The organism is Streptomyces sp. NPDC055239 (genome assembly GCF_053606205.1).
The window spans coordinates 866,118-892,092 of sequence record NZ_JBSGRD010000003.1 but is presented as its reverse complement, the minus strand read 5'-3'; the positions used below and the strand labels follow the sequence as shown (position 1 = coordinate 892,092).

23 protein-coding genes are annotated in these 25,975 nt (G+C 70.4%); 11 read left to right on the top strand and 12 right to left on the bottom strand.

What is annotated here, in order from left to right:
* Positions 1-4 precede the first annotated feature (4 nt).
* Positions 5-583 carry a TetR/AcrR family transcriptional regulator gene (locus ACWFRJ_RS14705; RefSeq protein ID WP_453529178.1) on the top strand — a complete coding sequence of 193 codons (579 nt, stop codon included), beginning with the start codon at positions 5-7 and terminating at the stop codon, positions 581-583.
* A 162-nt stretch (positions 584-745) separates the two neighbouring features.
* Positions 746-1,741 carry a sphingomyelin phosphodiesterase gene (sph, locus tag ACWFRJ_RS14700; RefSeq protein ID WP_453529175.1) on the top strand — a complete coding sequence of 332 codons (996 nt, stop codon included), beginning with the start codon at positions 746-748 and terminating at the stop codon, positions 1,739-1,741.
* A gap of 57 nt (positions 1,742-1,798) precedes the next feature.
* Here the strand turns inward: sph and ACWFRJ_RS14695 are convergent, their stop codons facing one another.
* Both ACWFRJ_RS14695 and zapE read right to left on the bottom strand, forming a co-directional pair.
* A complete protein-coding gene (locus ACWFRJ_RS14695; protein ID WP_453529172.1) occupies positions 1,799-3,163 on the bottom strand; it encodes an alkaline phosphatase PhoX in 1,365 nt (454 codons plus the stop codon).
* Positions 3,164-3,257: 94 nt separating this feature from the next.
* Positions 3,258-4,349: a cell division protein ZapE gene (zapE, locus tag ACWFRJ_RS14690; RefSeq protein WP_453529169.1), complete on the bottom strand. Its 1,092-nt coding sequence runs from the start codon at positions 4,347-4,349 to the stop codon at positions 3,258-3,260.
* A 37-nt stretch (positions 4,350-4,386) separates the two neighbouring features.
* Here zapE and ACWFRJ_RS14685 point away from each other — a divergent pair, with 37 nt between their 5' ends.
* The 8 genes from ACWFRJ_RS14685 to ACWFRJ_RS14650 all read left to right on the top strand — a co-directional run bounded on the left by ACWFRJ_RS14685 (position 4,387) and on the right by ACWFRJ_RS14650 (position 14,812).
* On the top strand, positions 4,387-5,217 hold the full coding sequence (locus ACWFRJ_RS14685; RefSeq protein WP_453529165.1) for a pyrimidine reductase family protein: 831 nt from the start codon (positions 4,387-4,389) through the stop codon (positions 5,215-5,217).
* 145 nt (positions 5,218-5,362) lie between these two features.
* The gene (locus ACWFRJ_RS14680) at positions 5,363-5,836 is read left to right on the top strand and encodes an indole-3-glycerol phosphate synthase (RefSeq protein WP_453529162.1); all 474 of its coding nucleotides are present in this window, start codon (positions 5,363-5,365) and stop codon (positions 5,834-5,836) included.
* 111 nt (positions 5,837-5,947) lie between these two features.
* Positions 5,948-7,345, top strand: coding sequence for a UDP-N-acetylmuramate--L-alanine ligase (gene murC, locus ACWFRJ_RS14675; RefSeq protein ID WP_453529159.1), 1,398 nt, complete (start codon positions 5,948-5,950; stop codon positions 7,343-7,345).
* 26 nt (positions 7,346-7,371) lie between these two features.
* Positions 7,372-7,779, top strand: a complete 408-nt coding sequence (gene msrB, locus ACWFRJ_RS14670) for a peptide-methionine (R)-S-oxide reductase MsrB (RefSeq protein ID WP_453529156.1) — start codon at positions 7,372-7,374, stop codon at positions 7,777-7,779.
* Between the two features lie 89 nt (positions 7,780-7,868).
* Complete coding sequence (locus ACWFRJ_RS14665) at positions 7,869-8,273, top strand: CU044_2847 family protein (protein WP_453529153.1); 405 nt, start codon at positions 7,869-7,871, stop codon at positions 8,271-8,273.
* Between the two features lies 1 nt (position 8,274).
* Complete coding sequence (locus ACWFRJ_RS14660; RefSeq protein ID WP_453529150.1) at positions 8,275-10,443, top strand: VMAP-C domain-containing protein; 2,169 nt, start codon at positions 8,275-8,277, stop codon at positions 10,441-10,443.
* Positions 10,440-11,414: an AAA family ATPase gene (locus tag ACWFRJ_RS14655; protein WP_453529147.1), complete on the top strand. Its 975-nt coding sequence runs from the start codon at positions 10,440-10,442 to the stop codon at positions 11,412-11,414. Before ACWFRJ_RS14660 ends, ACWFRJ_RS14655 begins: the two co-directional genes overlap by 4 nt.
* A gap of 2 nt (positions 11,415-11,416) precedes the next feature.
* Positions 11,417-14,812, top strand: a complete 3,396-nt coding sequence (locus ACWFRJ_RS14650) for an SAV_2336 N-terminal domain-related protein (RefSeq protein WP_453529144.1) — start codon at positions 11,417-11,419, stop codon at positions 14,810-14,812.
* Positions 14,813-14,878: 66 nt separating this feature from the next.
* Here the strand turns inward: ACWFRJ_RS14650 and ACWFRJ_RS14645 are convergent, their stop codons facing one another.
* From ACWFRJ_RS14645 to ACWFRJ_RS14630, 4 genes are all read right to left on the bottom strand, one after another.
* The gene (locus ACWFRJ_RS14645; RefSeq protein ID WP_453529141.1) at positions 14,879-16,207 is read right to left on the bottom strand and encodes a M28 family metallopeptidase; all 1,329 of its coding nucleotides are present in this window, start codon (positions 16,205-16,207) and stop codon (positions 14,879-14,881) included.
* A gap of 290 nt (positions 16,208-16,497) precedes the next feature.
* Positions 16,498-17,961: a hypothetical protein gene (locus tag ACWFRJ_RS14640; protein WP_453529138.1), complete on the bottom strand. Its 1,464-nt coding sequence runs from the start codon at positions 17,959-17,961 to the stop codon at positions 16,498-16,500.
* Positions 17,962-18,047: 86 nt separating this feature from the next.
* A complete protein-coding gene (locus ACWFRJ_RS14635) occupies positions 18,048-18,512 on the bottom strand; it encodes a hypothetical protein (protein ID WP_453529135.1) in 465 nt (154 codons plus the stop codon).
* 100 nt (positions 18,513-18,612) lie between these two features.
* Complete coding sequence (locus ACWFRJ_RS14630; RefSeq protein ID WP_453529132.1) at positions 18,613-19,023, bottom strand: organic hydroperoxide resistance protein; 411 nt, start codon at positions 19,021-19,023, stop codon at positions 18,613-18,615.
* A gap of 120 nt (positions 19,024-19,143) precedes the next feature.
* Here ACWFRJ_RS14630 and ACWFRJ_RS14625 point away from each other — a divergent pair, with 120 nt between their 5' ends.
* Complete coding sequence (locus tag ACWFRJ_RS14625; protein ID WP_453529129.1) at positions 19,144-19,650, top strand: MarR family winged helix-turn-helix transcriptional regulator; 507 nt, start codon at positions 19,144-19,146, stop codon at positions 19,648-19,650.
* 25 nt (positions 19,651-19,675) lie between these two features.
* Here ACWFRJ_RS14625 and ACWFRJ_RS14620 read toward each other — a convergent pair whose 3' ends face one another.
* From ACWFRJ_RS14620 to ACWFRJ_RS14595, 6 genes are all read right to left on the bottom strand, one after another.
* Positions 19,676-20,671: an ABC transporter substrate-binding protein gene (locus ACWFRJ_RS14620; RefSeq protein ID WP_453529126.1), complete on the bottom strand. Its 996-nt coding sequence runs from the start codon at positions 20,669-20,671 to the stop codon at positions 19,676-19,678.
* A 48-nt stretch (positions 20,672-20,719) separates the two neighbouring features.
* Complete coding sequence (locus ACWFRJ_RS14615) at positions 20,720-21,499, bottom strand: ABC transporter ATP-binding protein (protein WP_453529124.1); 780 nt, start codon at positions 21,497-21,499, stop codon at positions 20,720-20,722.
* A 1-nt stretch (position 21,500) separates the two neighbouring features.
* Entirely contained in the window at positions 21,501-22,637 is a 1,137-nt protein-coding gene (locus ACWFRJ_RS14610; protein ID WP_453529121.1) for a FecCD family ABC transporter permease, read from the bottom strand.
* A 155-nt stretch (positions 22,638-22,792) separates the two neighbouring features.
* Positions 22,793-24,070, bottom strand: a complete 1,278-nt coding sequence (locus tag ACWFRJ_RS14605; RefSeq protein ID WP_453529118.1) for an MFS transporter — start codon at positions 24,068-24,070, stop codon at positions 22,793-22,795.
* The gene (locus ACWFRJ_RS14600; RefSeq protein WP_453529115.1) at positions 24,067-24,894 is read right to left on the bottom strand and encodes a Rossmann-like domain-containing protein; all 828 of its coding nucleotides are present in this window, start codon (positions 24,892-24,894) and stop codon (positions 24,067-24,069) included. The genes ACWFRJ_RS14605 and ACWFRJ_RS14600 overlap by 4 nt, the downstream gene beginning before the upstream one ends.
* Positions 24,895-24,952: 58 nt before the next feature.
* On the bottom strand, positions 24,953-25,942 hold the full coding sequence (locus ACWFRJ_RS14595) for a pyridoxal-phosphate dependent enzyme (RefSeq protein WP_453529112.1): 990 nt from the start codon (positions 25,940-25,942) through the stop codon (positions 24,953-24,955).
* Positions 25,943-25,975: the final 33 nt, after the last annotated feature.

Sequence of the window (25,975 nt, the reverse complement as noted above, 5' to 3'; positions counted from 1 at the left end):
GACCATGGCCAGGCCACGAGAGTTCGACGAGGACCGCGTCGTCACCGCGGCCATGGAGACGTTCTGGCGTCACGGCTACGAGGGCACATCGACGCGCGCGCTGTGCGAAAGCACCGGACTCGGGCCCTCCAGCCTCTACAACACCTTCGGCGGCAAGCGTCAGCTCTACCTGCGCGCCCTGCGGCGTTACTACGACACCATCACCGCCGAGCAGATCGAGATCCTGCGCGGCGAAGGACCGGTGAAACAGCGGCTGCGGGACATGATGGTCCACGCCGTGGACGCCGATCTCGACGAGGCGGAAGGACGCGGCTGCTTCGCGATCAACGCGGCCGTCGAGATCGCCGGGATCGACCCGGAGGTCAAGGACGCGGTGCGGCGCAACTTCGACCGGGTGGAGGAGGAGTTGCGCGCGGTCGTGGCGACCGGCAGACGCACGGGCGAGCTCCGCTCCCCGGCCGACGCAAGTGCCGTCGCGCGCAGGGTGCAGAGCACGTACTACGGCCTGCGCGTCCTCGCCCGCGTCCAGGACGACCGACAAGCACTCCTCGACACGGTCGACAGCACACTCGCCGATCTCTGACGGCCCACACGGAACGGCTCACACGGAGCAGCTCACACGGAACAGCCCACACAAAAACGTCATGCCCCTGCCGCGGGATCTTTGTTCACTCGACGTATCCCCAGAAGTAATCGCGGCTGATTGGATATGCGGCGCCACACCCCCCCACTCTCAGGAGACCAAGTGCCGCACCCAGCGCTGCGCAGGACTCACGCCGTCGCGATCACCACGGTGCTCGCCGCGGCCACGCTCGTTGCCGTCGCCCCTTCCGCGACCGCCGCCGACGCACCTGCCGCCTCTGTCGACACTCCCGCACTCAAAGTGCTCACGTACAACGCGTTTCTCATGAGCAAGAACCTTTACCCGAACTGGGGTCAGGACCACCGCGCCAAGGCGATCGCGGACGCGGACTTCTTCCAGGGCAAGGACGTGGTCGTCCTCCAGGAGGCCTTCGACAACTCCTCGTCCGACGCCCTGAAGGCGAATGCCGCGGACCGCTATCCGCACCAGACCCCCGTCCTGGGCCGGAGCAAGGACGGCTGGGACGCCACCGGCGGCGCGTACTCCTCGGTGACCCCGGAGGACGGCGGAGTGACCGTCCTGAGCAAGTGGCCGATCCAGCGCAAGGAGCAGTACGTCTACAAGGAGGCGTGCGGCTCCGACTCGTACTCCAACAAGGGTTTCGTCTACGCCCAGTTGAACGTCAACGGCAAGAAGGTGCACGTCGTCGGCACCCACACCCAGTCCACCGACCCGGGCTGCGGCTCCGGCGAGGCGGCCGCGACCCGCTCCTCGCAGCTCAAGGAGATGGACGCCTTCCTGGACGCCAAGAACATCCCGGCGGACGAACAGGTCCTCGTGGCGGGCGACCTCAACGTCGACTCCCACAGCGGTGAGTACGCCTCGATGCTCGCCGACGGCGGCTTCGCCCCCGCCGACGGCCGTACGGGGCACCCGTACTCCTTCGACACCCGGGACAACTCCATCGCCGCCGAGCGCTACCCGGACGACCCCCGCGAGGACCTGGACTACGTCCTGCACCGCAAGGGCAACGCCCGCCCCGCCACCTGGCACAACGAGGTGGTCAAGGAGCAGAGCGCGCCCTGGACGGTCTCCAGTTGGGGCAAGAAGTACACCTACACCAACCTGTCCGACCACTATCCGCTGATCGGCTCCTAGCCGCCGTGGGCCGGGTGCGCGGCGGTCGCCACGCACCCGGCGTCCGGTCCGGTCTGGTCAGGTCCTGTGCCAGGGCCCCGTCACCGCGAACGTCGTGCCGGGCGTGTAGCAGTTGACGTACATCGTGTCGTGGTCCGGCGAGAAGCAGACGCCCGCGAACTCACCCCACTCGGGTTCCTGGGGCGTGCCGATGTTCTGCTGCCCGCGGGCCATCGCGTAGACCTCGCCGCGGCGCGTCAGGCCGTACACGTGCTGTGCGCCACCGCCGTCCTCGGCCACCATCAGGCCGCCGCTGGGGGCGAGGCAGATGTTGTCGGGGGACTCGCCGGGCAGCTGGATGTCGGTGCTCGGGCCGAAGACGATCACCAGGGTGAGACGGCGCTCGGAAGGGTCGTAGCGCCAGATCTGGCCGAAGTGGTCGGCCGCGGAGCCCTCCGCGCTGTGGGCGAACGACGAGACGAAGTAGACGGACTTCCCGCCCCAGTAGCAGCCCTCCAGCTTCTGCGCGTGGGTGATGCCCTTGGGGCCGAAGTCCTGGTCCCTGATGGGCGTCTTGGCGGCCAGCGGGTCCGGTACGTCGACCCATTCGATGCCCTTGAAGCTGGCACCCGTCTCCTGGATCGCGGACAGGTCGGGCACGCCCGGCACCCGCATGGCCTGCAGCTTGCCGCCCGCGCGCAGCGAGCCCCGGCCGCCCTCGGGTTTCTTGGGCAGGAAGCGGTAGAAGAGGCCGAAGGGCTTGAGGAAGGCGTCCTCGGTCTCGTAGACGACACCGCGCCTGGGGTCGACGGCGATCGCCTCGTGCTGGAAGCGGCCCATCGCGGTGAGCGGCACGGCTCCGGTGCGGTGCGGGTCGACGGGGTCGACCTCGAAGATGAAGCCGTGGTCCTTGGTGTAGCCGTTCGTGCCGGCCTTGTCCTCGGTCTCCTCGCAGGTCAGCCAGGTGCCCCAAGGGGTAGGGCCGCCCGCGCAGTTGACCGCGGTCCCGGCGATCGCGACGCGTTCGCCGAGGACGTTGTTGTGGCGGTCGAGTTCGAGCGCCGTACAGCCGCCCTTGCCCATCGGGTCGTAGGTGATGCCCTCGACCGTGGGCACGGCGACTCTGCCGGTGACGCGGTTCTCGTGGTTGCGTACGAGGTTGGTTCCGCCGCGCTTGCCGCGGAACGTGGCCATGCCGTCGAAGTTGCTCGGGACCTTGCCCTCACCGGAGGGAAGATCGCTGCCCTCCCGTGAGAGGACCTTGTAGCGGAAACCTTTCGGCAGATCGAGCAGACCGGCGGGGTCGGGCACAAGCGGCCCGTACCCGGCCTTGCCCTGAGCTGCCGCGCTCCCCGCGAAGAGTTCCGAGAGGGCGCCGGTGAAGGCGATTCCCGCACCTACCGCACCGGTACGGGCTAGCACCTGACGTCGTGTCGTGGACATAAAAGGTCGACCTCCTGCTGGCGGACAGGAACATGACCGGATGTGTGTACCACGCGCCTAGGCGTGCGGGAACCACGCGCGTAGCGGTGAGTCGTTATGCCTTGACGAGGCCCTGGGCGTCCCGCGCGAGGGCCGTGAGACGCGATATCGCCCGGAAGTACTTCTTCCGGTAGCCGCCGTTCAGCATCTCCTCGCTGAACAGCTGGTCGAAGGGGACACCCGATGCGAGCACGGGGACCTCGCGGTCGTACAGGCGGTCGGCGAGCACGACGAGGCGCAGCGCGGTCGACTGGTCGGGGACGGGCGTCACATCGGTGAGGCAGACGGCTGCGAGCCCGTCGGTGAGCGCTCCGTACCGGCTGGGGTGGACGCGCGCGAGGTGGTCGAGCAGGTGCGGGAAGTCGTCGAGGCTCGCGCCTTCGGTCGCGTACGCGGCCTTGGTGACCTGCTCCTCCGAGTACGGAGCGGGCGCCTCCGGAAGGCCCCGGTGGCGGTAGTCCTCGCCGTCGATGCGCAGCGACTTGAAGTGGGTGGCGAGGCCCTGGATCTCGCGCAGGAAGTCGGCGGAGGCGAACCGGCCCTCACCGAGCTTGCCCGGCAGCGTGTTCGAGGTCGCGGCGAGCGCGACGCCCTCGTCGACGAGGCGCGCGAGCAGCGAGGACACGAGCACGGTGTCACCCGGGTCGTCGAGCTCGAACTCGTCGATGCAGAGCAGCCGGTGCCCGCTGAGGGTGCGTACGGTCTGCTGGAAGCCGAGGGCCCCGACCAGGTTCGTCAGCTCGACGAAGGTGCCGAAGGCCTTCTGCTCGGGCGCCGCGGGGGTCGCGTGCCAGAGGGAGGCGAGGAGGTGGGTCTTGCCCACTCCGTAGCCGCCGTCGAGGTAGACACCGCGGGGTCCTGTGGGTGCTGCCGCCTTCTTCTGGAACCAGCGGCGCTTGCCCGCACCGGACGCGTGCGCCCCGCCGAGCCCGGCAGCGAAGCCGCTCAGGACCCGCACGGCCTCGGTCTGGCTCGGCTGATTCGGGTCCGGGATGTACGTATCGAAGCGGACGGAGTCGAAGCGCGGCGGCGGCACCATCTCGGCGACCAGACGGTCGGCGGGGACGTGGGGCTCGCGGGCGCAGAGCGACTGGGGACCCGCTTCGGCTATGGGGCTATGGCCGGGGGCGGCGGTGGAGGACGACACGGTTCCTAACTCTAAGCGCCGTGCAAGACTGCTGGACATGCGACGCCTGTTCCCTGTGACCGACCAGACGGACGAAACAGCAGTACGAGAAACAGCAGTACGAGAGACAGCGGTACGAGAATGGGAGCTGGGGGAGCTGGCCGACGCGTACGCCTATCCCTCGGGTGACGCAGCTCCTTTTGACGGAACCGCTCCCTCGGGAGGCACCGCCTGGCTGCGCGCCAACATGGTGTCCACGCTCGACGGCGCGGCCCAGCACGACGGCCGTTCGCAGCCGATCTCCAACGACGCGGACATGCGGATCTTCGGCACCCTGCGCGGTATCGCCGACGCCGTGATCGTCGGCGCCGAAACGGTCCGCCAAGAGGGTTACCGACCGGCACGCGCGCGTGAAGCCTTCGCCGAGCGTAGGGCGGCGGCCGGGCAGACGGTGGCGCCCGCGATCGCCGTCGTCAGCGCGAGCCTCAACCTGGATTTCACCCTTCCGCTTTTCACCGAGCCGCTGGTGCCCACGCTCGTGGTGACCGGCGCCGCCGCGCCCGCCGACCGCATCGCCGCGGCCGAGAAGGCGGGCGCCGTTGTGGTGATCGCGGGGGAGGGGGCGGCGGTCGAGCCGGAGCGGGTCGCGCCCGCCCTGGCCGAGCGCGGCCTGACCAGGCTGCTCACGGAGGGCGGACCCCGTCTTCTCGGCCAGTTCGTGGCGGCCGGGGCCCTGAACGAGCTCTGTCTGACGGTGTCCCCGATGCTCACGGCGGGGGACGCGCAGCGGATCTCCTGGGGGTCCGGGGTCCAGGTGCCGGAACGGTTCGCACTGGTTTCCGTACTGGAAGAGGCCGGGTTCCTCTTCACCCGATACCGTCAAACCTGACAATCAGCGGAATCGTCCGTTCCGTTTGGCTTCCGCTGGGCACACTAAAAGTCGCAGACCCCGTGCGGCCACGGGGCAGGATGGTTTCCGCAGGGGCCTGTCGAGACAGACTCTCGGCGGCCCACGGATGAGAAGGGCGCCTGTCGTGTTCACAAGCGTATTGATGATCGAGAAGGCCCTGACCTCCGCCGACGTGGAGTTTGTCACCACCTTGCACGGCGATGAGTCGGTCACCTTCCGGTTGCTGCTCCAGCCCCGCGGCGACCAGGCGGACCGCCTGCTGCGGGCCATCGACGACGTGGCTCTGGGGGAGATCGACGAGGCGGCGAGGGAAGGGGACGTACCCGAAGGTGAGGATGCGACGGGCCCCGCTCAGAAGGCACTGGAGGTCTCGCTGACGGCGCTGCGCGCGGCGGGCTGCGAGGCATCGGGACAGCTGATCGAGGACCACCCCCTGGACGCGCTCAAGCAGCTTGTCGACGAGGCGAACGCGGACGAGGTCATCGTCCTCACCGACCCGCACTACGTGGAGGAGTTCTTCCACCGGGACTGGGCGTCACGTGCCCGGCACAAGGTGGGCGTACCGGTCCTGAAGCTGTTCTCTCACGCGGAGGACTGAGCGCTCTCCCGCGCCCCTTACGGGGCGCAGGTGTGCTCGCTGCCTGCCCGAGGCAATAGTCTGAGCTCTGCTCATCTGCCGTAACTCTTGGACTCTTGGGGAGACACACGTATGGCACCCGGCCTGCCCACCGCCATGGACCGACCGCACTTCATCGGCATCGGCGGCGCCGGAATGTCGGGTATCGCCAAGATCCTGGCCCAGCGTGGCGCCAAGGTCGCGGGCAGTGACGCGCGGGAGTCCGCCACGGCCGAGGCCCTGCGGACCCTGGGCGCCACGGTCCACATCGGCCACGACGCCGCGCACCTCGCGTCGGACGCGACCTGCGTGGTCGTCTCGTCGGCCATCCGCGCCGACAACCCGGAGCTGGCCCGCGCCACCGAGCTCGGCATCCCGGTCGTCCACCGTTCGGACGCCCTGGCCTCCCTCATGGAGGGCCTGCGCCCGATCGCGGTGGCCGGCACGCACGGCAAGACCACGACGACGTCGATGCTCGCGGTCACCCTCTCCACCCTGGGCCTCGACCCCTCGTACGCGATCGGCGGCGACCTGGACGCCCCCGGATCGAACGCGCTGCACGGCGAGGGCGACATCTTCGTGGCCGAGGCCGACGAGAGCGACCGCAGCTTCCACAAGTACGCGCCCGAGGTCGCCATCGTCCTGAACGTGGAGCTCGACCACCACGCCAACTACGCGTCGATGGAAGAGATCTACGAGTCCTTCGAGACCTTCGCGGGCAAGATCGTCCCCGGCGGCACGCTGGTGATCGAGGCGGACCAGCCGGGCGCGGTCGAGCTGACGAAGCGCGTGCGCGACGCGGGCGACCTGAAGGTGGTGACCTACGGCGAGTCCGAGGGCGCCGACCTGCGCATCCACAAGATCACCGCGCGCGGCCTGACCAGCGAGGTCACGGTCATCCTCAACGGAAAGTTCCTGACCTTCACGGTCTCGGTCCCCGGCCGCCACTACGCCCACAACGCGGTGGCCGCCCTGGCCGCGGGCATCGCGCTCGGCATCCCCGCGCACAACCTCGCGTCGGCCCTCGGCTCCTACACCGGCGTCAAGCGCCGCCTCCAGCTCAAGGGCGAGGCGGCGGGCGTCCAGGTCATCGACTCGTACGCGCACCACCCGACCGAGATGACGGCCGACCTGGAGGCGATGCGCTCCTCCGCGGGCGACTCGCGCCTCCTGGTCCTCTTCCAGCCCCACCTCTTCTCCCGCACGCAGGAGCTCGGCAAGGAGATGGGCCAGTCCCTCGCCCTCGCGGACGCCTCCGTGGTCCTGGACATCTACCCCGCCCGCGAGGACCCGATCCCCGGCATCACCAGCGCCCTGATCATCGACGCGGCCGTGGCGGCGGGCGCCGACGTACGGGCCGTGCACGACAAGACCGAGGCCGCTGCGGTCGTCGCGGGAATGACGAGGCCCGGTGATCTCGTTCTCACCATGGGAGCGGGCGACGTCACGGACATCGGCCCGCAGATCCTGACCGAGCTGTCGAAGCAGTAAGACGAAGAATTAAGGGGTTCAGTCTCATGTCGTACGACGTCGAGAAGCCGGACGAGCAGTGGCGCGCGGAGCTGAGCCCCTCGGAGTACGCGGTCCTGCGCAAGGCGGGCACGGAGCCCGCGTTCGTGGGTGAGTACACGGACACCAAGACCAAGGGCGTCTACTCCTGCCGCGCGTGCGGCGCTGAGCTGTTCACCTCGAAGGAGAAGTTTGAGTCGCACTGCGGCTGGCCGAGCTTCTTCGACCCCAAGGACACGGACGCGGTCGAGCTGCTCCAGGACACCTCGCACGGGATGTCCCGCACGGAGGTCCGCTGCGCACGATGCGGCTCGCACCTCGGGCACGTGTTCGAGGGCGAGGGCTATGCGACACCGACGGATCAGCGGTACTGCATCAACTCGATCTCGCTGACGCTGGCGGCCGAAGAGGAGTAGGAACCTCCGCTGACGACGGCGGGCCGGGACAACATTTTTCCTTCTGTTGAACTCGGTACGCCGTCGTCAATGATCGGCACAATGTATAGGTGCCCAACTTCACTGAGCTCGAGCTCGCCGACGGGACCGCCATTCGGTTCGAGGTGTTCCCCGCCCAGGCGCAGCCGCCCGTGCAACCGTCCGCGCACGCGCCGGGGCCGGAGTCGGACGAGGACCTGCCCGACGGGATGGGCCACAGCGTTCCGGTGTCACGCGGTGGTGACGCGGTGGCCGCGTTCGCCGTCGAGGCGCTGCGGACCACCCTGAGCCCGCTGGGCCCCTTGCTCCGTGAGGTGCACGACGCGCTGATGGAATCCGAGCGGCCTCCGCAGGAGGTGAACGTGACGTTCGGTGTGCAGGTCGGGCAGGACCTCAAGCTCGGCATCGTCGGCGGCAGCGGACAGGCCCACCTGACGGTCTCGGCGTCGTGGCAGCGCCCCACACCGGCGGGCTGACATGGACTGGTTCCTGACCGAGTCACGGTCCCACTCGGCCGACCCGCGGCACTGCGTCGTCTCGGTGCTGCGCAGGGGTGACGTCAGGGCTGCGGGAGCCGGGGTCCTGTTGAGCTCGACCCGACTGCTGACGTGCGCGCACGTCGTCAACGACGCTCTGGGCAGGAAGCCGTTCGACACCCGCCACCCCGGTCGCGACACCGTCCACGTGGTCGTGCACGGGCCGTCCGCCTCCGTCAACTACGCGACCAGGGTTGCCCATTGGGTGCCGCCACGCCGTCGCGACGGTACGCGTGAGGGTACGGCGGAGGTGCGTGAGAGGGGCGATCAGGAGTGGCTCGGCGACCTTGCCGTGCTGAGCCTCGAATCGATGCCCGAGGAGGCCGTCCCCTCGCCGTTGTGGCAGCGCATGGCGCCGGGGCAGTCGTTGCGGGCCTGGCACGGGAGCGGAATGAGCAGCTCCTTCGCCGACGTACGGGTGAAGACCTGTGACGGTTCGATCGGGTACGTGGACGGGGAGCCCACCGGCATGGCCATCGGCCCCGCCTTCAGCGGCGGCCCGTTCTGGTCGGTCACCGACAACGCCGTCGTGGGCCTGGTGGTCGCCCACATCATGCCGCCCGCCGACCCCGGCACCGGCGCGGTCCGGCCCTTCAGCTCCCAGCACGTCTCGCGCCGCAGCTGGGGCATCCCCTGGCAGCGGATCGAGGACGAGCTGCGTGCGGTCGGGGCCGGCGGCCTCTTCGACAGCGCGGAGCCCGACCCGGACGACCCCGCGCTGCCCGTTCTCACGGAATTACTGGAGGGCATCATGCCCTCACCCACGCTGCGCGGAGACCACGCGAGGGCCGTCGCCCGCCGGTGTGGATACGGTCACCCGGGCGGCGAATCCGCCCCCACACCCGAAGAGTTCGCTCTCCTTCTCGTCACCGACCCGCGCGCGCTCGCGGCGCTCACCGAAGTGCTGCGGAGCCCGGAACCCACCGCCGTCCCCAAGTTGCTCAACGCCGGGCAGCTCTCCCCCGTCCCCCGGCTGCTCTCGCCCGACGAGCACCGCAGGCTCCGCAAGTCGCTGGAGGCGATCCCCGCGGCGACGCTGGCCCGGCTGCCGGAGGCGGTGCGTGCCGCGCTGCCCCTGGCGGCCGCGTTCCCCGGCGAGGACTCGACCGACGGCTACCTCGATCACCTGGAGTGCCTTCCGGGCGACAGCCGCACGGAAGGGGACGGGTCCCGGGTGCCCGCGTTGCTGCGCGTGATGGAGTACCTGGCGTCCCTGTGCGTGCCCTCGCAGTGCGCGGTGCTGCGGTTGTGGTCCGACGCGGTCGCCAAGCGGCTCGGCATCCCGCGTTCGGCTCTCGCAGAGCGCCGCTCCGACGCGGTCGACTGGTCCAGGACCCAGGGCCAACGGGACGTGCCGCTGCGGGTGTTGGTGCAGGTGAGCCGCAGCGGTGAGGATCGCTACCGGCTGCGCGTCTGGTGCGACGAGGGCGCCGGGCCCCGCCAGGTGTCGACGGACGGCGAGGCCACGTTCAGCGCGGCGAGGGCCGCGCGGGAGCTGCTGCGTGTCCTGGAGTCGCTGCACCAGGCCTCCGCGAGTGACCGAAGACCCCTGGTGGAGGCACTGGTCGATCGGGCGGGCCTCAACCTGCCGATAGACGAGTGGGAGAGCTTCGGGCCGGACGATCTGGTGCCGGGCGTCCTGGGCGCGGAGTACCCCCTGGTCGTCAACTGTCCGGAACTCCTGCGCCGCAACGAGCGTTTTCTCCCTGACTGGCGCCGCCGGTGGCGCCAGCTCGACACGGGCGTCTCCCTGCTCTTCGCCGACGAATCGCTGGGGCGGCGTGAGATATACGGCGCGTTGATGGACCACGTGGACGCCGTGCGCGTCGCCGTGGACGTACCGCCGCGGCTCCGCGACGAGGTCGTACAGGCGTGTCTGGTGGTCGGGATCCCGGTCGTGGTGTGGGACCGGGGCATCGGGCGCGAGTCCCATGCGGTGGAGCGCATGAGCGACGTGACCACCCGTGAACTTCCCGAAGGCGTGCGGTCGTACCGCGCCAAGACGGTGCACCAGCCCGGCGCCTTCCCCGGCCGTCCGGTCCTCGCCTGGGCCGACCCGGACCGTACGGTTCCGCAACTGCACCTGTCCGAGCCGCAGGAGGGCATATGAGCGGGCACATGAGCGGGCACATGAGCAAGGACTCCGACGGCGGCTGGCGGATCTTCCACGGTGACGGCGTCCCGCGTCCCGTGACCATGCCGCCCGCACCGCCCTGGCGCCGGTTCACCACACCGGACGGCTCGTCGACACCGCTGCCCTATCTGATCGCCCAGGAGCACGCGGACGTGGTCAACGCGGCACTGCATCTGCGCAGGCCGCTCCTCGTGACCGGCCCGGCGGGCACGGGAAAGTCCTCGCTCGCGCGGGCCGTCGCCCATGAGCTCAGCCTCGGCGAGCTGCTGCGCTGGCCGGTCAACAGCCGTTCCAGCGTGCAGGACGCCCTCTACCAGTACGACGCCATCGGACGCCTGAGGGAGACGACGCTCAGCCGTGACCGGGGGGACCGCGAGCCCTCCATCGGCAATTTCATCCGGCTCGGCGCTCTCGGAACGGCCCTCGCCCCGGCCGACAGGCCTCGGGCGCTGCTCGTCGACGAGATGGACAAGGGCGATGTCGACCTGCCCAACGACCTCCTCACCGTCTTCGAGGAGGGGGTCTTCGAGATACCCGAACTGGCCAGGATGCCCGAGGAGATGGCGTCGGTCGACGTCCTGACGGCCGACCACCACGGCTCCGTCGCCGTCGAGCAGGGCCGGGTGCAGTGCGTCGAGTTCCCCGTCGTCGTCATCACCAGCAACGGCGAGCGCGACTTCCCGCCCGCCTTCCTGCGCCGCTGCATCCGGCTGGACCTTCCGGTGCCGGACGAGGACCGGCTGCGCGCCATCGTCTCCGCACACCTCGGGGACGGGGCGCTCAGGGAGGTCGACGACCTGTTGCAGGCGTTCCTGCGCCGCCGGGCCCCGGGCGAACTCGCCACGGACCAGCTGCTCAACGCGGTGTTCCTGCGGGCCGGGGGAGTGGACCTGGACGCCGAGGGGCTGCTGGACGCTGTGCTCCACCAGCTGACGGGAACCCTCTGACCGTGGACCGCAGGGACGACAGCCTGGGCACCGCCCTTCAGGTCCTCAAGGCGGCGGGGCAGGACCTCGACGCGCAAGAGGTCCTGGATGTGCTGTGGCTGGCCGAGCGCCTGTCCGACGGTCCTGGAGAGCTGCCCCTCGAACGCGCGGGCCGCCACCGGCAGACCCGCCCGGAGCCGTCCCCGCCCGCCGAATCGCCCCCACCTGCCGAGGACGACAACACTCCTCCCGACCCCGCCACACCCGACGGCGACCTGCCCGACCTCACCACCCCGGAGTTGCACGGCGCGTCCCTGCCTCCCCTCCTGCCCGACCGCCCCGCGCCCCTGTCCGCGGACGAGGAGCAGCCCGCGCTGCCGCTGCGGGTCCCCGAGGACAAGGCTCTGCGACAGGAGCTGCTCATCGGGCGCGCGCTGCGTCCGCTGAAACGGAAGCGACCCAGCAGGTGGCGTCAGGAACTGGACGAAGCGGCGACCGCGGCGGCCCTTGCCGAGACGCGGCTGCCCGATGTGGTCATGCGGCCGGCGCGTGAACGCTGGCTGCATCTGGCACTGGTCGTCGACGGCGGCCTCTCGATGCTCCTCTGGCACCGGCTCGCCGCCGATCTGCGCACCGCGCTGCAACGCCTCGCCGCCTTCCGCTCCATCCGCGTCCTCGGTCTCGACACCCGCACCTCGGATGTTCCGCTGCTGCACGGCCGGCCCTTCGAGACCGGCGGGTCCACCATGCCGCCGAACGTCCTGCTCGACCCGACCGGACAGACCCTGGTCCTCGTCGTCAGCGACGGCCTCGGCAGCGCCTGGCGGCGCGGCTCCATGCACGACACCCTGCTCGAGTGGGCCACCAGCGGGCCGGTGGCGGTGCTCCACACCCTGCCGCCCGCGCTGTGGGACGGCTCCGGTATCCAGGCCGACCGCTGGCAGGCCACCACTCGCAGGCCGGGTGGCGCCAACACGTCGTGGGAGATCACCGACCGGGTGCTGCCCGCGGGCGTCGCCGACTTCTCCGGCGTACCCATCCCCGTGATCGAACCGGCCGCCGAGTCGCTGCGGGACTGGTCGCTGCTGCTCACCTCGCCCGGCACCACCGTCGAGCTGCCTCTCCTCGCCCGCCCGCAGCGGCACGCGCCGATCACTCCGGGGCGCGAGGTCCGCGGTGTCCAGCACTTCCGTGACGCGGCCTCCCCCGAGGCGTACCGACTGGCCGCGCATCTGGCCGCCGTGTCCCCGCTGTCCGTGCCCGTCATGCGGCTCGTGCAGTCCGCCGTGCCCTGGCGGGCCCCGGTCGCACAGCTTGCCGAGGTCTTCCTGGGCGGCCTGATGCATCCCTACCCGGCTCCCGTGCCGGGGCCGCTGCCCGCGAAACACCGCATCTTCGACTTCACCGAGGAGACCAAGACCGCGCTCCTCGACGCCGTGCCCAGCTCCGAACTGCTGCGCACCGGGCGGGCCATCGGCCGGCGCCTCGAACAACTGGCGGGCCGCTCACCGGACTTCCCCGCCTGGCTGACCCACCCCGAAGGCGCGGACCGGGTGCCTGCCGCCTTCCATTCGTTCACCGCCGTCGAACGCAGGCTCCTCGCGCGGTTCGGGGTGGCGATACAGCCCCGCAGCCCGGTCTTCGCCGCGCCGGACAGGCCCCGGGCGGAGCCGTGGGCGCCCTTGACCGCGCAGGATCCGACGCGCCTGGGCCGCTATCGGCTGCAGGGCCGCAGGGCGGGCACCCGCACCTTCGTCTATCTGGGCCGGGACGACAACGGCGGCGAGGCCGCCCTGCGGGTGGCCCGCCCCGACCTGCCGGTGGCCACCGAGCAGTTGCTGATCACGGAGGCCGAGGCGCTGCGCCGGATGAACGGACGGTACGCTCCCGAGCTCCTGGCCTCCGGGCTCGACGCCCGCCCGCCGTGGCTGGCCATGCGGCTGATCGCCGCCCCCGGCAACACGGATCTGCAGCCGCCCCGGCTCAGTGAACTCCTCGCGTACGAAACGCCGGACGGCACTGCCACGTTCGACATCCTCACCAGCCTGCTGCTCGCCTGGCACCTGGCGAGCGCGCTGAGCATCTGTCACCTCGCCGGGCTGATCCCGGCCGACCTCGCCCCGGACTCGGTGATCGTCCTGGAGCGGTCCGTGGTGCTCGTCGGCCTCTCGGACAGCGTCGTGGACGGAGAGTACTCCGGCGCCGGAATCGCGCCGACGCGGGAGGACAACATCAAGTCGCTCGGCGAACTGCTGCGGTTGATCAGCAGCAAGCGGCAGGCCTCGGTGCCGGGCCTGCCCGACGGCATGCACCTCTGGCAGGGAACCACCTGGCAGCCCCTGCGCGACATGGTCAAGCAGTGCCTGGACCCGGACCTCGCGCGGCGGCCCACCGCCGCCGCGGTGGCCGACAGGCTGGCCCGGTACGTCGCGATCGCCCAGGCCATGCGAGGCGGCGGCCAAAAGCCCGCCGGACAGACGACGACCTACCCCGGCCGTGTACCCGCGCGCCCGCCCCTGCTGCCCCGCGAGAGCGAGCAGGCCACCGCCCCTGCCGTCCCCAGGATCGGCCGCCGCAGCCTCCGCGTCGACCTGGGCCTCGGGGGCGGCCGGGCCGCGTACGAGCACCGCCTCTCCCTCGCCCGGCGCCCTCTCACGTACAGCAAGCGCGTCACCGTGGTCGGCGCCCACCCGAGCTGCGGCCGGTCCACCACCACGTTCATGCTGGGCTCGCTGTTCGCGGCGGTGCGCGGTGAGCCGGTCCTCGCCATGGACGGCGCTCCGGTCAGCGGTGACCTGAGCGAATATCTGGTCCAGCAGAACGCCGCGACACCGCGCGACCTCACCCGTCTGCCGCAGGACGCCGGCCTCGCGGACATCCGCCGCCTGACCAGCCTTGCTTCCTCGGGCCTCGAGATCATCGCGCACCGCGCCAGTTACGCCGTCCGCAGCCCGGCATACGCCGAGGAGTACCGCCGCATCCTCACGATGACGGCCCGGCACTACCCCGTGATGCTGACCGACTGGGCGGCCTCGACGAGCGATCCGGCGCTCACCGTGTCCTTGGACATGGCCGACCGCCTGATCGTCTGTTGCACGACATCGGCCTACTCCGTGAAGGTCGCCGCCAAGTTCCTCGACGCCCTGCGCGTACGGGGCCACGAGAACCTGGCGAACCGGGCCCTGGTCGTCGCGTCCCGCCTCGGCGGCATCGACAAGCCTCTGCGCGACACAGAGGTCGAAGAGCGCTTCACCGCCGAGTGCGCGGGTGCGGTCCTCATCCCCTTCGACCTCCACCTCTCCGAACACCGGGCGAGGGAACTCGGCCGCCTCAGGGCACGCACGGCGGAGGCGTTCCTGGACCTGGCGGCGCGGGTCGTGTCGGATCCTGAGGGGACGGGGGCTCCCGACGCCGGGTAGCGCGGCGCGTCGCGGTCGGTGAGGACGGCAACGCGCCGCGCCGGTCTTCGCCGGACGGGGGCAGGGTCAGAACGTCAGCTTCCAGCTGTTGATGTAGCCGGTGTCCTGCGCCGCCACATCCTGCACGCGCAGCTTCCACGCTCCGTTCGCCGCTTCGCTCGACGCGTTGACCGTGTACGTCGCGATGACGTTGTCCGCCGAGTCGTTGCTGCTCGAGTTCTTCAGGCGGTACGCCGTGCCGTCGGGGGCGAGCAGGTCGATGACCACGTCACCGCGCCAGGTGTGCCGGATGTCGACGTCCACCTTGAGGGTGGCCGGGGCGTTGCCCGTGCGGCCGGTCACGTTCACCGTCGAGGTCACGGCCGCGCCGTTGTCCGGGATGGTGACGTCCGCGGTGTTCTCGTACGAGTCGCCGGGTGGGACCGGGGTCTCGGTGCCGAGGGTCCAGACCGCGTGGGCGATGGCGTCGCTGTTGCGGTCGAGCGCGGTGTCGTTGATGTTCGCCGTGGTGTCGCACGACGAGTGGTAGCAGCGGTCGAAGGCCTGGCCCGCCGTGCCGCCCCACTTCTGGGCCTGGGCGCTGGACTTCGTGGTCTCCGCGCCGGTGAAGAGGCCGCCGACCGGGATGCCCGCGTTCTTGAAGCTGGCGTGGTCGGAGCGGCCGTCGCCCTCGGTCTCGATCTCCGTGGGGATGTTCAGGCCCGCGTAGTAGTCCTTGAAGGTCTTCTCGATGGTGGGGTCGTCGTCGTAGACGAAGTAGCCCGGGTTCGGGGAGGCGATCATGTCGAAGTTGAGGTAGCCGGAGACCTTCGAACGCTCCGTGGAGGGGAGGTTGTTGACGTAGTACCTCGACCCGACCATGCCCAGCTCCTCGGCGCCCCACCAGGCGAACCGCAGGTGCTTCGTCGGCTGCAGCTGGGCGCGCGAGACGGCGAGCGCGGTCTCCAGGATGGCGGCCGAGCCCGAGCCGTTGTCGTTGATGCCGGGTCCCGCGGTGACGCTGTCGAGGTGGGCGCCCGTCATCAGGACCTTGTTCGGGTCGCCGCCCGGCCAGTCCGCGACGAGGTTGTAGCCGGTGGCGCCGCTGGAGGTGAACTGCTGCACGGTGGTGGTGAATCCGGCCGCGTCCAGCTTGGCCTTCGCGTAGTCGATCGAGGCCTTGTAGCCGGCACGTCCGTGGGCGCGGTTGCCGCCGTTGGCCGTGGCGATGGACTGGAGCTGGGAGAGGTGCGCCTTGACGTTGGCGAGCGGGATGTCGGGGGCCGCGAGCGTCGGCGACGGGGCTGCCAGGGCCGCGGGCGCGGTGGCCGCGATCAGCCCGGCGGCGGCGAGTGCGGCGACGCCCGCGGTGGCCCGTCTCAGGGTGCGGGGCAGGGCAGGTCTGGAGATTCGCATGTGGGGCTCCGTATTCCGAACAGCGAGGGGGACGGAACGTACTGACGCCCTGCGACGCGGATGCCGCAGGGCGCTGGAGCTGCGCTGAACCTGGGTGGGGTGGGTGGCTCGAAGTGCGTTGCCTGATATTGGGGGTGCGTCGACTCGCCGTCAAGAGAGGAATCCGGTCAGAAACCGGGAAGCAGGGTTCGCATAGCGGACGCTTGTCGGACGTATGCCGGTCTTATGTCGTACATCGTCCTGTTTTCCGCGTACGAGATCCCGCCGAGCGGCACGGCTCGGCGGGAAACTCAGCCGTGCAGTCCGGCCTCCCACTTGCGTCTCTTCAGGACGTGGTCGCTGAAGAGGCGCCGGCACCGGTCGAGCAGCACGCCCACCTCAGGGTCCCCGGGCCGTACGGCCGCCGACGGATGCCAGCGCTGCACGGACATTCCGGCCCACGTGCGCAGCTTCACGTCCGGGTCGTCCACGAGCCCGGCCGCCGCCCGCAGCGCCACGACCCCGCCCTGTGCCTGGAGCAGCCGGAACGCGGCCACGCGGAGGTGCCGGGGCCGCTCGGACCCGGTGCGTTCCATGAGCCAGTCGGCAGGGAGCTGCTCGGCCGATGGCAGCAGGGCGTCGATCGTCTCGCGCACGACACCGGGGGCGGGGTCGTCGAGCAGCGGCAGCAGCCGATCCGTGTCCGCGAGGTCGAGTGCCCGGAGTCCGGCCACGGCCTGCGCCCGCACCCCGTCCGCGGGGTGGACGAGCAACTGCCGCAGCAGCGCGCCGTCCGCGCGGTGTCCGCACTCGCCGAGGCCGATGACCGCGCCGGGCGCGAGGGCGGGGTCGCCCGGTGTCGCGCACCGCGCCCGGTACCAGGACGCCGGGTCGCCTCCATGCTGTCGTACGACGTACCGGGCGCAGGCACGCACTCGCGCGGACCGGTCGCAGAGGAACAGTTCGGCCCGCTCCGGCTGCCCCGCCCGTCGCAGCGCGGTGACACCGGCGGACCGGACACGCGGCGCGTGTGCGGTCAGCAGCGGTTCGAGCACGTCGGCGGAGTCGGCATCCGTTTCTCGCACGGCCGCGAGCGCCGCCGTCGCGCACAGATCCTGGACCACGGCGTCGAAGTCGCGCGCGGCGGCGCGGGCCAGTTCGGCGGGGCTCAGGCGCCGGTCCTCGATGGCAAGGCGGTAGGCGAACCGCCGTACGGCGTCGTCGCGGAGCGCGAAGAGGGTGGCAAGTTGCCCGGGAGCCGTCCGCCGCAGCGCGTTTCCGAGCAGCTCGACGCCGAAGGCGCCTCGGTCGCGGCGGCCGACCCGCAGGATCAGCGGAGCGAGAGCGACGGCGGCCTGCGGGTCAAGCGCCTCGCGCAGGAGCGTCCTGGCGCGTTCGCGCACGGGGGCGGCCCAGTCGGCGCAGCGGATCGCGATCAGTGGCAGCAGAACGGGATACCGGCCCGCCCGGTGTATCGCCGCCTCGCGGATCCTGCCGTCGCGGTGGCAAAGGGCGAGAGCGAGCCCGGACTCGCCGAGGTGCGTCAGGTCGGCGGGCAGCGGGGCCGTGCGCTCCCAGTCCGGCCGCCGGGCCACCGACCGGTACCAGGACAGCTCCCTTACCCCCGCGTCCAGCGAGAGCCAGCCGTCGGTATCGGTGACGGCCAGTACGCTCCCCAGCGAAGCCCCCTGTGCAAGGCGCACCGCCGCCGCGGCGCCGTCGTCGCCTTCTGCGTCTGCTGTGTCTGCTGTGTCTTCTGCGATGCCCTCACGCATGACCGCCCCCGATTCCTCCGGCTGTAGGGAGGTGATCGTAGGGCGGGGAAGCGGTGCGGGGCGCGCGATATATGGGGGCCGGAGGCCTACTGCTCCTCGTCCGGCGTCTCGGGGCGCAGCAGCGGATGCTTCACACCGGGGAACACCCGGGCCTTGACGACCGGCTCGGTGGACGCGCCCTGGATCACGGTCTCCGCGATGCCCCACGGGCGGCCCGGCAGGTCGACGAGGATGGTGTACGAGTTCGCGCAGCCCATGCACTCGTAGCAGTCCACCCAGGTCTCGACCTCGGTGCGGCTGCCGGGGTAGCGGGCCACGTGGCGGTGGCGGGCGTGGCAGCGGTCGCACTTCTCGCCGGGCTCGCAGGTGCCGCCGCAGGGGCACGGCACGTCCAGGGTCTCGGCGGGCTGCCAGCGCTGGGTGACGACGGCCTCGCGGGTGGCGCCCATGTCCTTCATGGCCTTGAGGTTGCGGGCGGCGACGTTGTACGACTCGCCGGTCGACGTCATCCGGTTGCGGATCACGTCCTTGCGTCCGCGGTTCGTCGTCATGCTGGGCCTCCTGGGGTTCACGCAGCCCACCAGGAGGCCCATGAGATCGGTACCTCTACGGTACCCGCCGTCCGGCCGTGTCCCGAATCGCGATCCGCTGCTACTCGATGACGAGCTCGACCTCGATGTTGCCGCGCGTGGCCTTGGAGTACGGGCAGTACGCGTGCGTCGCCTCGACCAGCTTCTGCCCGGTCTCGCCCGCCAGGGAGTCCGGCAGCTCCACGCGCATCACGACCGAGAGCCCGAAGCCCGTGTCGTCCTTGCCGATGGAGACCTCCGCGGTCACCGAGACGTCCTTGACGTCGACCTTCATCTCACGCGAGACCGCGCCCATCGCGCTGGCGAAGCAGGCCGCGTACCCGGCGGCGAAGAGCTGCTCGGGGTTGGTGCCCTGTCCGTCGCCGCCGAGTGCCGGGGGCATGGCCAGCGTGAGGTCGATCTGGCCGTCGGAGCTGACGGCGCGGCCCTCACGGCCGTTGGCGGTGGCGACGGCGGTGTACAGCGCGTTCATGGGGTGTCCTCTTCCCTCGGTCGAAGAACGTGAGGAACGGGTTTCGTTCGCTCGAGAGCAATGGTTGCACACGACTTAGTTGTGCACAACTTAATGGCGCGTGCCAGGTACCCTGGACCCATGAAGTCATCGCCGACCGCCGTACCCCCCGGCACCGACCGACCGGACAGGACCGAGCAGCCGGACCTGCCCGACGCCGACCTCCTGCGCCTCGACCACCAGGTCTGCTTCTCGCTGCACGCCGCCTCGCGCGCCTTCGGCGGCGTCTACCGCGATGCCCTCAAGGACCTGGGCCTCACCTACCCCCAGTACCTGGTCATGCTGGTGCTCTGGGAAGACGGCCCGCAGCCCGTCAAGGCGATAGGCGAGAAGCTGCGCCTCGACTCCGGCACGCTCTCGCCGCTCCTCAAGCGCCTGGAGACAGCGGGACTCGTGAGGCGTGAGCGCAGCGCCGCCGACGAGCGCTCCGTCACCGTTCAGCTGACCGACGCCGGAGCCGAGCTGCGCGAGCGTGCGCTGCCCGTGCCGCGCCGGATCCTCGCCGCGACCGGTATGACGGTCGAGGAGATCCTCGCCCTGCAAGGACTCCTCGGCCGTCTGACGGGCGCTCTCGACGGCGCTCACTGAGCAGACTCGGACTCGCTTCAGCGCTTCACCGCTTCAGCTCCCGTACGTACTTCCCGAACTTCTCCAGGCCGTCGATGTCGCGCGGGCCGCTGATGCCCTCGTTGTAGTCGAGGACGAAGAAGTTGTTCTTCTTCACCGCGGGCAGTTCCCTGGTGTGCGGGGACTTCTTCAGGAAGTCGATCTTCTTCTTGGCGGGCATGTCGCCGTAGTCGAAGATGATGACGACCTCGGGCTCGGCCTTGGCGACGGCCTCCCAGTTCACCTGGGTCCACCGCTCGTCCAGGCCGTCGAAGATGTTCTTGCCGCCGGCCGACTTGATGATGTCGTTGGGCGGGACCTGGCTGCCCGCCGTGAAGGGCTGGTCGGTGCCGGAGTCGTAGAGGAAGACGGGGACGGGGTTGTCCTTGGGCGCCTTGGACTCGACTGCGGCCACGCGCTTCTTGAGGCCGCCCACGACCTCGTCCGCCTTCTTCTCGACCTGGAAGATCTTGCCGAGGCGGTCGAGGTCCGAGTACAGGGCCTTGAACGGGGTGACCTTCTGCGGGTGGCCGGGGTAGTTGAAGCAGCTCTCCGTGTGCATGAAGCTCTGGATGCCGAGCTTGTCCAGGATCTTCGGGGTGATGCCCCGCTGGTCGCTGAACCCCGAGTTCCAGCCCGCGACGACGAAGTCGGACTTGGCCTCCACGACGAGCTCCTTGTTGAGCAGGTCGTCGCTGAGCATCTTCACCTTCGCGTACTCCGACGCCCAAGGGGACTCGCTGACCGGCGGGTTGGCCGGGGGCATCACATAGCCGTGGACGTGCTCGGTCAGGCCCAGGCTGAACATCTTGTCCGCGCTGCCGCCCTCGTAGACCACCGCGCGCTGCGGAGTCTTGTACGTGACCGGCTCGCCGCAGCGCTTCACGGTGACCTTCTCGGGCGTGCCCGCGGCCTTGGAGTCCGATTCGACCTCCGCGCCGCAGCCGCCGAGCAGCAGGACTCCCGCGAGCGCCGATCCGATGGTGGTACGTGTTCTGGGCATGACGTAGTGGTGCCTTTCAGAGGTTCAGGGGTTCAAAGGTTCGGAGGTTCACAGGGGAGCCGAGGGGCTCAGTGCGTAGAGGAGTTGGGGGTCGCCGGTCAGGGGGTGGCTGATCACGCTGGCCTTGACGCCGAACACCTCGTCGACGAGACCCGTGGTGAGTACCTCTTCCGGCGTCCCCGCGGCCACCAGCGCGCCCTGGGACAGCACCCCGATGCGGTCGCACGCGGCCGCCGCGAGGTTGAGGTCGTGCAGGACCACGAGGACGGTGAGGCCCGAGCCCTTCAGGAGCGACAGGAGCTCGATCTGGTGGCGTACGTCGAGGTGGTTGGTCGGCTCGTCGAGGACCAGAATGCGGGGTTCCTGGACCAACGCCCTTGCCAGCAGGACGCGTTGGCGTTCTCCGCCCGACAGGGTGAGTACGCCGCGATCGGCGAGGCGGGTCAGGTCGAGACGGGTCATCGTCCGTGTGCACAGGTCCTGTTCGCGCGCACTGAGCGCCTGGTTCCCGCGCAGATGGGGCGCGCGGCCCAGGGCGATGACCTCTGCCACGGTGAAGTCGAGGTCCACCGCACCGTCCTGGGCCATCGCGGCGACGACCCGCGCACTGCGGCGCGGCGTCAGGCGCGAGAGGTCCTCGTCGCCCACCCGGACCACGCCGGAGCTCGGACGCAGGGCGCGGTAGACGCACTTGAGGGCGGTGGACTTGCCGCTGCCGTTCGGGCCGACCAGGCCCACGATCTGGCCGCTGCCCACATCGAGGGACAGGTCCCGGACGAGCAGCTTGCCGTCGATCTTCACGGACAGGCCGTCGAGTACGAGCTCCATCTCAACGCCCCCCGAACATATAGCCCTTGCGCCGCATCAGCGCGATGAACACCGGCACTCCGACCAGCGCCGTGATGACCCCGAGAGGCAGCTCACGCGGCGCCACGAGCGTCCGCGACAAGAGATCGACCCAGACCATGAAGACCGCCCCGACCAGCGGCGCGACGGCGAGCACCCGCGCATGCGTGGCGCCGACCACCATGCGCACGAGATGGGGCATCACCAGGCCGACGAAGCTGATCGCGCCGCTCACGGCGACCATCACCCCGGTGATCAGCGAGGCGAGCAGGAGCAGCCCCTTGCGGTGCCGGTCGGGACTGATGCCCAGGCTCGTGGCGGTCTCGTCGCCGAGCGCGAGAACGTCGAGCGCCCTGCTGTACCGGTGGAGCACGGTGAGACCGAGCAGCACACAGGCGGCCACGACGGGCAGGGCGCCCCAGCTCGCGGCGCCGAAGCTGCCCATCGTCCAGTACAGGATCATGCTGGTCGCCTCGCTGTCCGGCGCGAAGTAGATGATCACGCTCATCACGGCCTGGAAACCGAGCGCCATGGCCACGCCCGTCAGGACGAGCCGCAGCGGCGAGAGCCCGCCACCGCGGCTCGCCGAAGCGACGTACACGAGAAGCGATGCGACGAGCGCGCCGATGAACGCCCCCGCCGACACCGCGTAGATGCCGAGCGCCGAGAGTCCGCCCGTGACCGTGACGCCGACCGCGCCGACGGACGCCCCGGACGAGACGCCCAGGACGAAGGGGTCGGCGAGCGCGTTGCGCACGAGCGCCTGGATGGCGACGCCGACCGCGCTCAGGCCCGCACCCACAAGTGCCGCCAGGAGCACGCGCGGTGTGCGGATCTGCCAGATGATCTGATACGTCGTCACCTCGTCGGCGTCGATGCTCCCGCCGCTCAGCGCCGCCCACAGCAGCCGTGCCGTATCGCCCGGCGTGACCACCGCGGAGCCCAGGCCGATGGCCACGACGACGGAGACGAGGAGGGTGAGGAGGAGCGCGGCACAGGTCGCCGCCAGGCCCGCGCGGGAGGTGAATCGGTTCCGTGCACCGTTGGCCGGTGGAACTGGAGGGGGCGCGTCGGACGCCATGGCGATGGTTGCCGTGGGGGAGAGTGCGGGCGGTGGCATGGCAGGCGGTCCTTTCAAGTGGGGTCGGAGCAAGGTGTGTTGGAGCCAGCGGGGCGCTAGGCGGACTTGACGGCGCCCCATAGGGGGCGCGGGGAACTGCGCGACCAAGCCCCCACCGGGCCCGCGGGTCCATCCACCGCACCTCCACGGAGCGCTCAGGCAGGCTCCGCCTCCTCCTCCACCGGCCCCGCCCGAAGGACCAGCACCGCCGCCACCAGCGCCGCCGCCACCAATGCCCCGAAGGCCACGGCGATCCCCGGGTACCCGGCGAGCCCGAGCCCGAGCCCGCCGAGGCCCGCGCCCACGAAGACCCCGAGGCTCATCCCCGCGGCGTTCACGCTCAGGGCCGCGCCCCGCTGGGTCCCGCAGCGCCGGACGAGCAGGCTGATCACGCACGCGGCCACGACGGCGTGGCTCGCCGCGTGCAGGGACGTCATCGCGAGCGCGAGCGGCAGCCAGTGCGTGAAGTAGAAGCCCACGACCGAGACGAGCGCGGCGACCAGACCGATGGCCAGCAGCCGCTCGGTGCCGATCCGCGGCTCCGCGGAGTTCGTGATCCGCCCCGTGAGGAGGTTGCTCACGAAGAACGACGCGCCGCTGAGCGTCCACACGAACGCGAAGAGCCCGGGGCTCAGCGCGAACCGGTCGTCGTAGTAGGCCGCCAGATAGGAGAGGTAACCCATGAACACGGCGGTGCGCAGCAGGGCGATGAGCAGCAGCGGCACGACACCGGGGATCGCCCCGAGCGCCTTGAACGAGGCTATGTAGCCCAGGCGTTGGGCGTCCGCCTTCTCCTCGACCGGCTTGTCCTTGCCGCGCACGAAGAAGACAGCGGCGAGGAGCAGTGACACCCCGGTCACGGCGAACAGGTCGCCCTGCCAGCCCCAGAACAGCGCGGGCAGCGCGATGACCGGCGCCGCGAGCATCGCCGTCATCGACTGGGTCGCCGTGACGAGCGTGGCCGCGCGCCCGGCGGCCTTTCCGGAGCCGAAGCGGTCGGCGGCGGCCGCGGTGAGCGCCGGGTTGAGCACCGACGTACTCGCGCCGACGAGCAGGCAGAACACGGCGAGCAGGATGAAGTCCCCGCTCGCGCCGAGTGCGGCGGACACGCCGAGCGCCGCGAGACCGCCCGCCGCGGCCCACTCCTTGCGCACCCGGTCGATCAGCGGGGCGAGCGCGGTGCCCACCAACAGGGCGGCGAGACCGCCGAGTCCGCGCAGGCCGCCAAGCGTGGCGACGCTGCTCTCGGCGTCCTGGGCCATAGGCACCAGGTACGTGCTGAAGACGGTGAACGGCAGCAGGCCCACCGCGGAGGCGACCAGGACGGGCCACAGTGTGCGGGCCATCCGCAGATCGCCGGGCAACTCCTCGTCGGCGGCGGAGGGCCGGGAGGGCCCTGGATCCACCGCGGGGCCCTTGGAGTCGACGCTCACGCCGCCTCCCGGTAGCGGTAGAGGGGCGTCTCGTCGGCGCTGAACTGCGAGAACGCGAAGGGCTCGGCGGAGAGTCCGGTGACCCCGGCGGCAAGGAACGCGCGGGCCACGGCGCTGCCGCTCTGCGCGTACACGACCAGCGGCACCTCGTGCTCGCGGCAGTGCGCGAGGATCAGGTCGAAGGTGCCGTTGCTCAGTGTCATACCGGTGGCGACCACGGCGTCGGCTTCCTTCAGGACCTCGGTCATGTCGTCGGTGATCCGGTCGCCCCACTGGGTCGTACGGAGATTCAGGTCGCACGGCAGACATACGCCGCCCCGCTCACGTATCGCAGCGACGAGGGGATTGACCACGCCGATCAGCGCCACCTTCGCACCCGGCTCGATGTCGAGCAGCCCGGCGATGGCGGCGTCGCGGGCCCTCGCCCGTACTTCCGGGGTGCCGGTGGGCAGCGTGACGCGCTCGGCTTCGGCGGCGTCGCGGTGCGGGCTCACCTGGGCGAGATAGGCGTCGAGTGCGGCGATGCGGACGGGCGTGGACTCGGCGCGCAGCAGCTTGTCGAGGGTGTGGCCCGATGCGTTCTCGCAGAATTCCGGGGCGAGTTCACCGGCCTCGAAGGAGCAGGCGCCGAAGGCAGTGCCGACCCTGAGCAGCAAGTAGTGGTTGTGGTAAGTGACTTGGCTGCCTGCGAGACGGGTGGTGTTGTACAGCCAGAACGCGCTGGTGACGGAGAGGTCCTTGGGGTCGGGGCCGTAGTCGCCCGCCAGGACGGCGTCGATGAGCTCCGCGACGTTGAGGGGCGTGCGCGGCTCGGGGTGTGACATGTGGAGTTCTCTCAGAGTGGTGGAGGAAGTGGTGGTGCTGGAGGAGGTGGTGACGCGGTCAGGGAAGGTCGGGCCAGGAAGTGGTCGACCAGGGATGCCTCAGCTCGTCGAGCGAGGTGATTTCGTGCGGCTTCAAGGTGTCGATGTCCGGGGCGTCCGCGTGTTTCGCGTAGGCGCTCTCGACATAGCGGTGACCGGTGTCCGCCGCGATGAAGACGTACGTACGGGAATTGTCGCGACGCTGTTCCCAGAGAGTGGCGAGATAGGCGGCCCCGGTGGAGAGACCGGCGAAGATGCCGCTCGTTCTGAGGAGCGAGACCGCGCCGGACACCGCACAGTCGAAATTCACCCAGTGCACGCGGTCGTACGCGTCGTGCCGGACATTCTTGAATTCGATGGCGCTGCCTATCCCGGCGATGATCATGTCCGGGTCGGCCACATGTTCCGAGCCGAAGGTGACACTGCCGAAAGGCTGCACGCCGACGAGTGACACATCCCGGCCCGCGTCCCGCAGATAGCGCGCGATGGCGCCGGTCGACGCCCCCGATCCGACCCCGCCCACCAGGGCGAGCGGCCCCTCGGGGACCTCGGCGTCGACCGTCTCGGCCACGTCGCGATAGCCGTGGTAATGAATGCTGTCGTGGTACTGACGCATCCAGTGGTACGACGGATTCGCCTCAAGTATCTCGGCGATGCGCCGCACCCGCAGCTCCTGGTCGAGCCGGAGATTCTTCGACGGCCGCACCTGTTCAAGCCTGGCGCCGAGTATGTCGAGCTGGACGCGCAGGGTGTGGTCCACGGTCGTGGAACCCACGATGTGGCACTTCATCCCATAGCGGTGACAGGCGAGTGCCAGGGCCTGCGCGTAGATACCGCTGGAACTGTCGATGAGGGTGTCGCCGGGTTGCACGGCACCCGAATCAAGAAGGTGACGGACCGCCCCCAGAGCCGAATAGATCTTCATCGTCTCGAACCGGAGACAGACCAGATCCGGCTCCAGGGAGATGAGATCGGGTTTCTTCACCGCTTCGGCTATGTGGTCGTGCATGTCTGCTGCTGCCCCCTGCGTCGTCACCCGGGT

Excerpts from the sequence above, each read along its gene's own strand:
- ACWFRJ_RS14705 (WP_453529178.1), top strand. The coding sequence starts at position 5 with ATGGCCAGGCCACGAGAGTTCGACGAGGACCGCGTCGTCACCGCGGCC.
- ACWFRJ_RS14695 (WP_453529172.1), bottom strand. The coding sequence starts at position 3,163 with ATGTCCACGACACGACGTCAGGTGCTAGCCCGTACCGGTGCGGTAGGT.
- ACWFRJ_RS14685 (WP_453529165.1), top strand. The coding sequence starts at position 4,387 with ATGCGACGCCTGTTCCCTGTGACCGACCAGACGGACGAAACAGCAGTA.
- murC (WP_453529159.1), top strand. The coding sequence starts at position 5,948 with ATGGCACCCGGCCTGCCCACCGCCATGGACCGACCGCACTTCATCGGC.
- msrB (WP_453529156.1), top strand. The coding sequence starts at position 7,372 with ATGTCGTACGACGTCGAGAAGCCGGACGAGCAGTGGCGCGCGGAGCTG.
- ACWFRJ_RS14660 (WP_453529150.1), top strand. The coding sequence starts at position 8,275 with ATGGACTGGTTCCTGACCGAGTCACGGTCCCACTCGGCCGACCCGCGG.
- ACWFRJ_RS14655 (WP_453529147.1), top strand. The coding sequence starts at position 10,440 with ATGAGCGGGCACATGAGCGGGCACATGAGCAAGGACTCCGACGGCGGC.
- ACWFRJ_RS14645 (WP_453529141.1), bottom strand. The coding sequence starts at position 16,207 with ATGCGAATCTCCAGACCTGCCCTGCCCCGCACCCTGAGACGGGCCACC.
- ACWFRJ_RS14640 (WP_453529138.1), bottom strand. The coding sequence starts at position 17,961 with ATGCGTGAGGGCATCGCAGAAGACACAGCAGACACAGCAGACGCAGAA.
- ACWFRJ_RS14635 (WP_453529135.1), bottom strand. The coding sequence starts at position 18,512 with ATGACGACGAACCGCGGACGCAAGGACGTGATCCGCAACCGGATGACG.
- ACWFRJ_RS14630 (WP_453529132.1), bottom strand. The coding sequence starts at position 19,023 with ATGAACGCGCTGTACACCGCCGTCGCCACCGCCAACGGCCGTGAGGGC.
- ACWFRJ_RS14625 (WP_453529129.1), top strand. The coding sequence starts at position 19,144 with ATGAAGTCATCGCCGACCGCCGTACCCCCCGGCACCGACCGACCGGAC.
- ACWFRJ_RS14620 (WP_453529126.1), bottom strand. The coding sequence starts at position 20,671 with ATGCCCAGAACACGTACCACCATCGGATCGGCGCTCGCGGGAGTCCTG.
- ACWFRJ_RS14615 (WP_453529124.1), bottom strand. The coding sequence starts at position 21,499 with ATGGAGCTCGTACTCGACGGCCTGTCCGTGAAGATCGACGGCAAGCTG.
- ACWFRJ_RS14610 (WP_453529121.1), bottom strand. The coding sequence starts at position 22,637 with ATGCCACCGCCCGCACTCTCCCCCACGGCAACCATCGCCATGGCGTCC.
- ACWFRJ_RS14600 (WP_453529115.1), bottom strand. The coding sequence starts at position 24,894 with ATGTCACACCCCGAGCCGCGCACGCCCCTCAACGTCGCGGAGCTCATC.
- ACWFRJ_RS14595 (WP_453529112.1), bottom strand. The coding sequence starts at position 25,942 with ATGCACGACCACATAGCCGAAGCGGTGAAGAAACCCGATCTCATCTCC.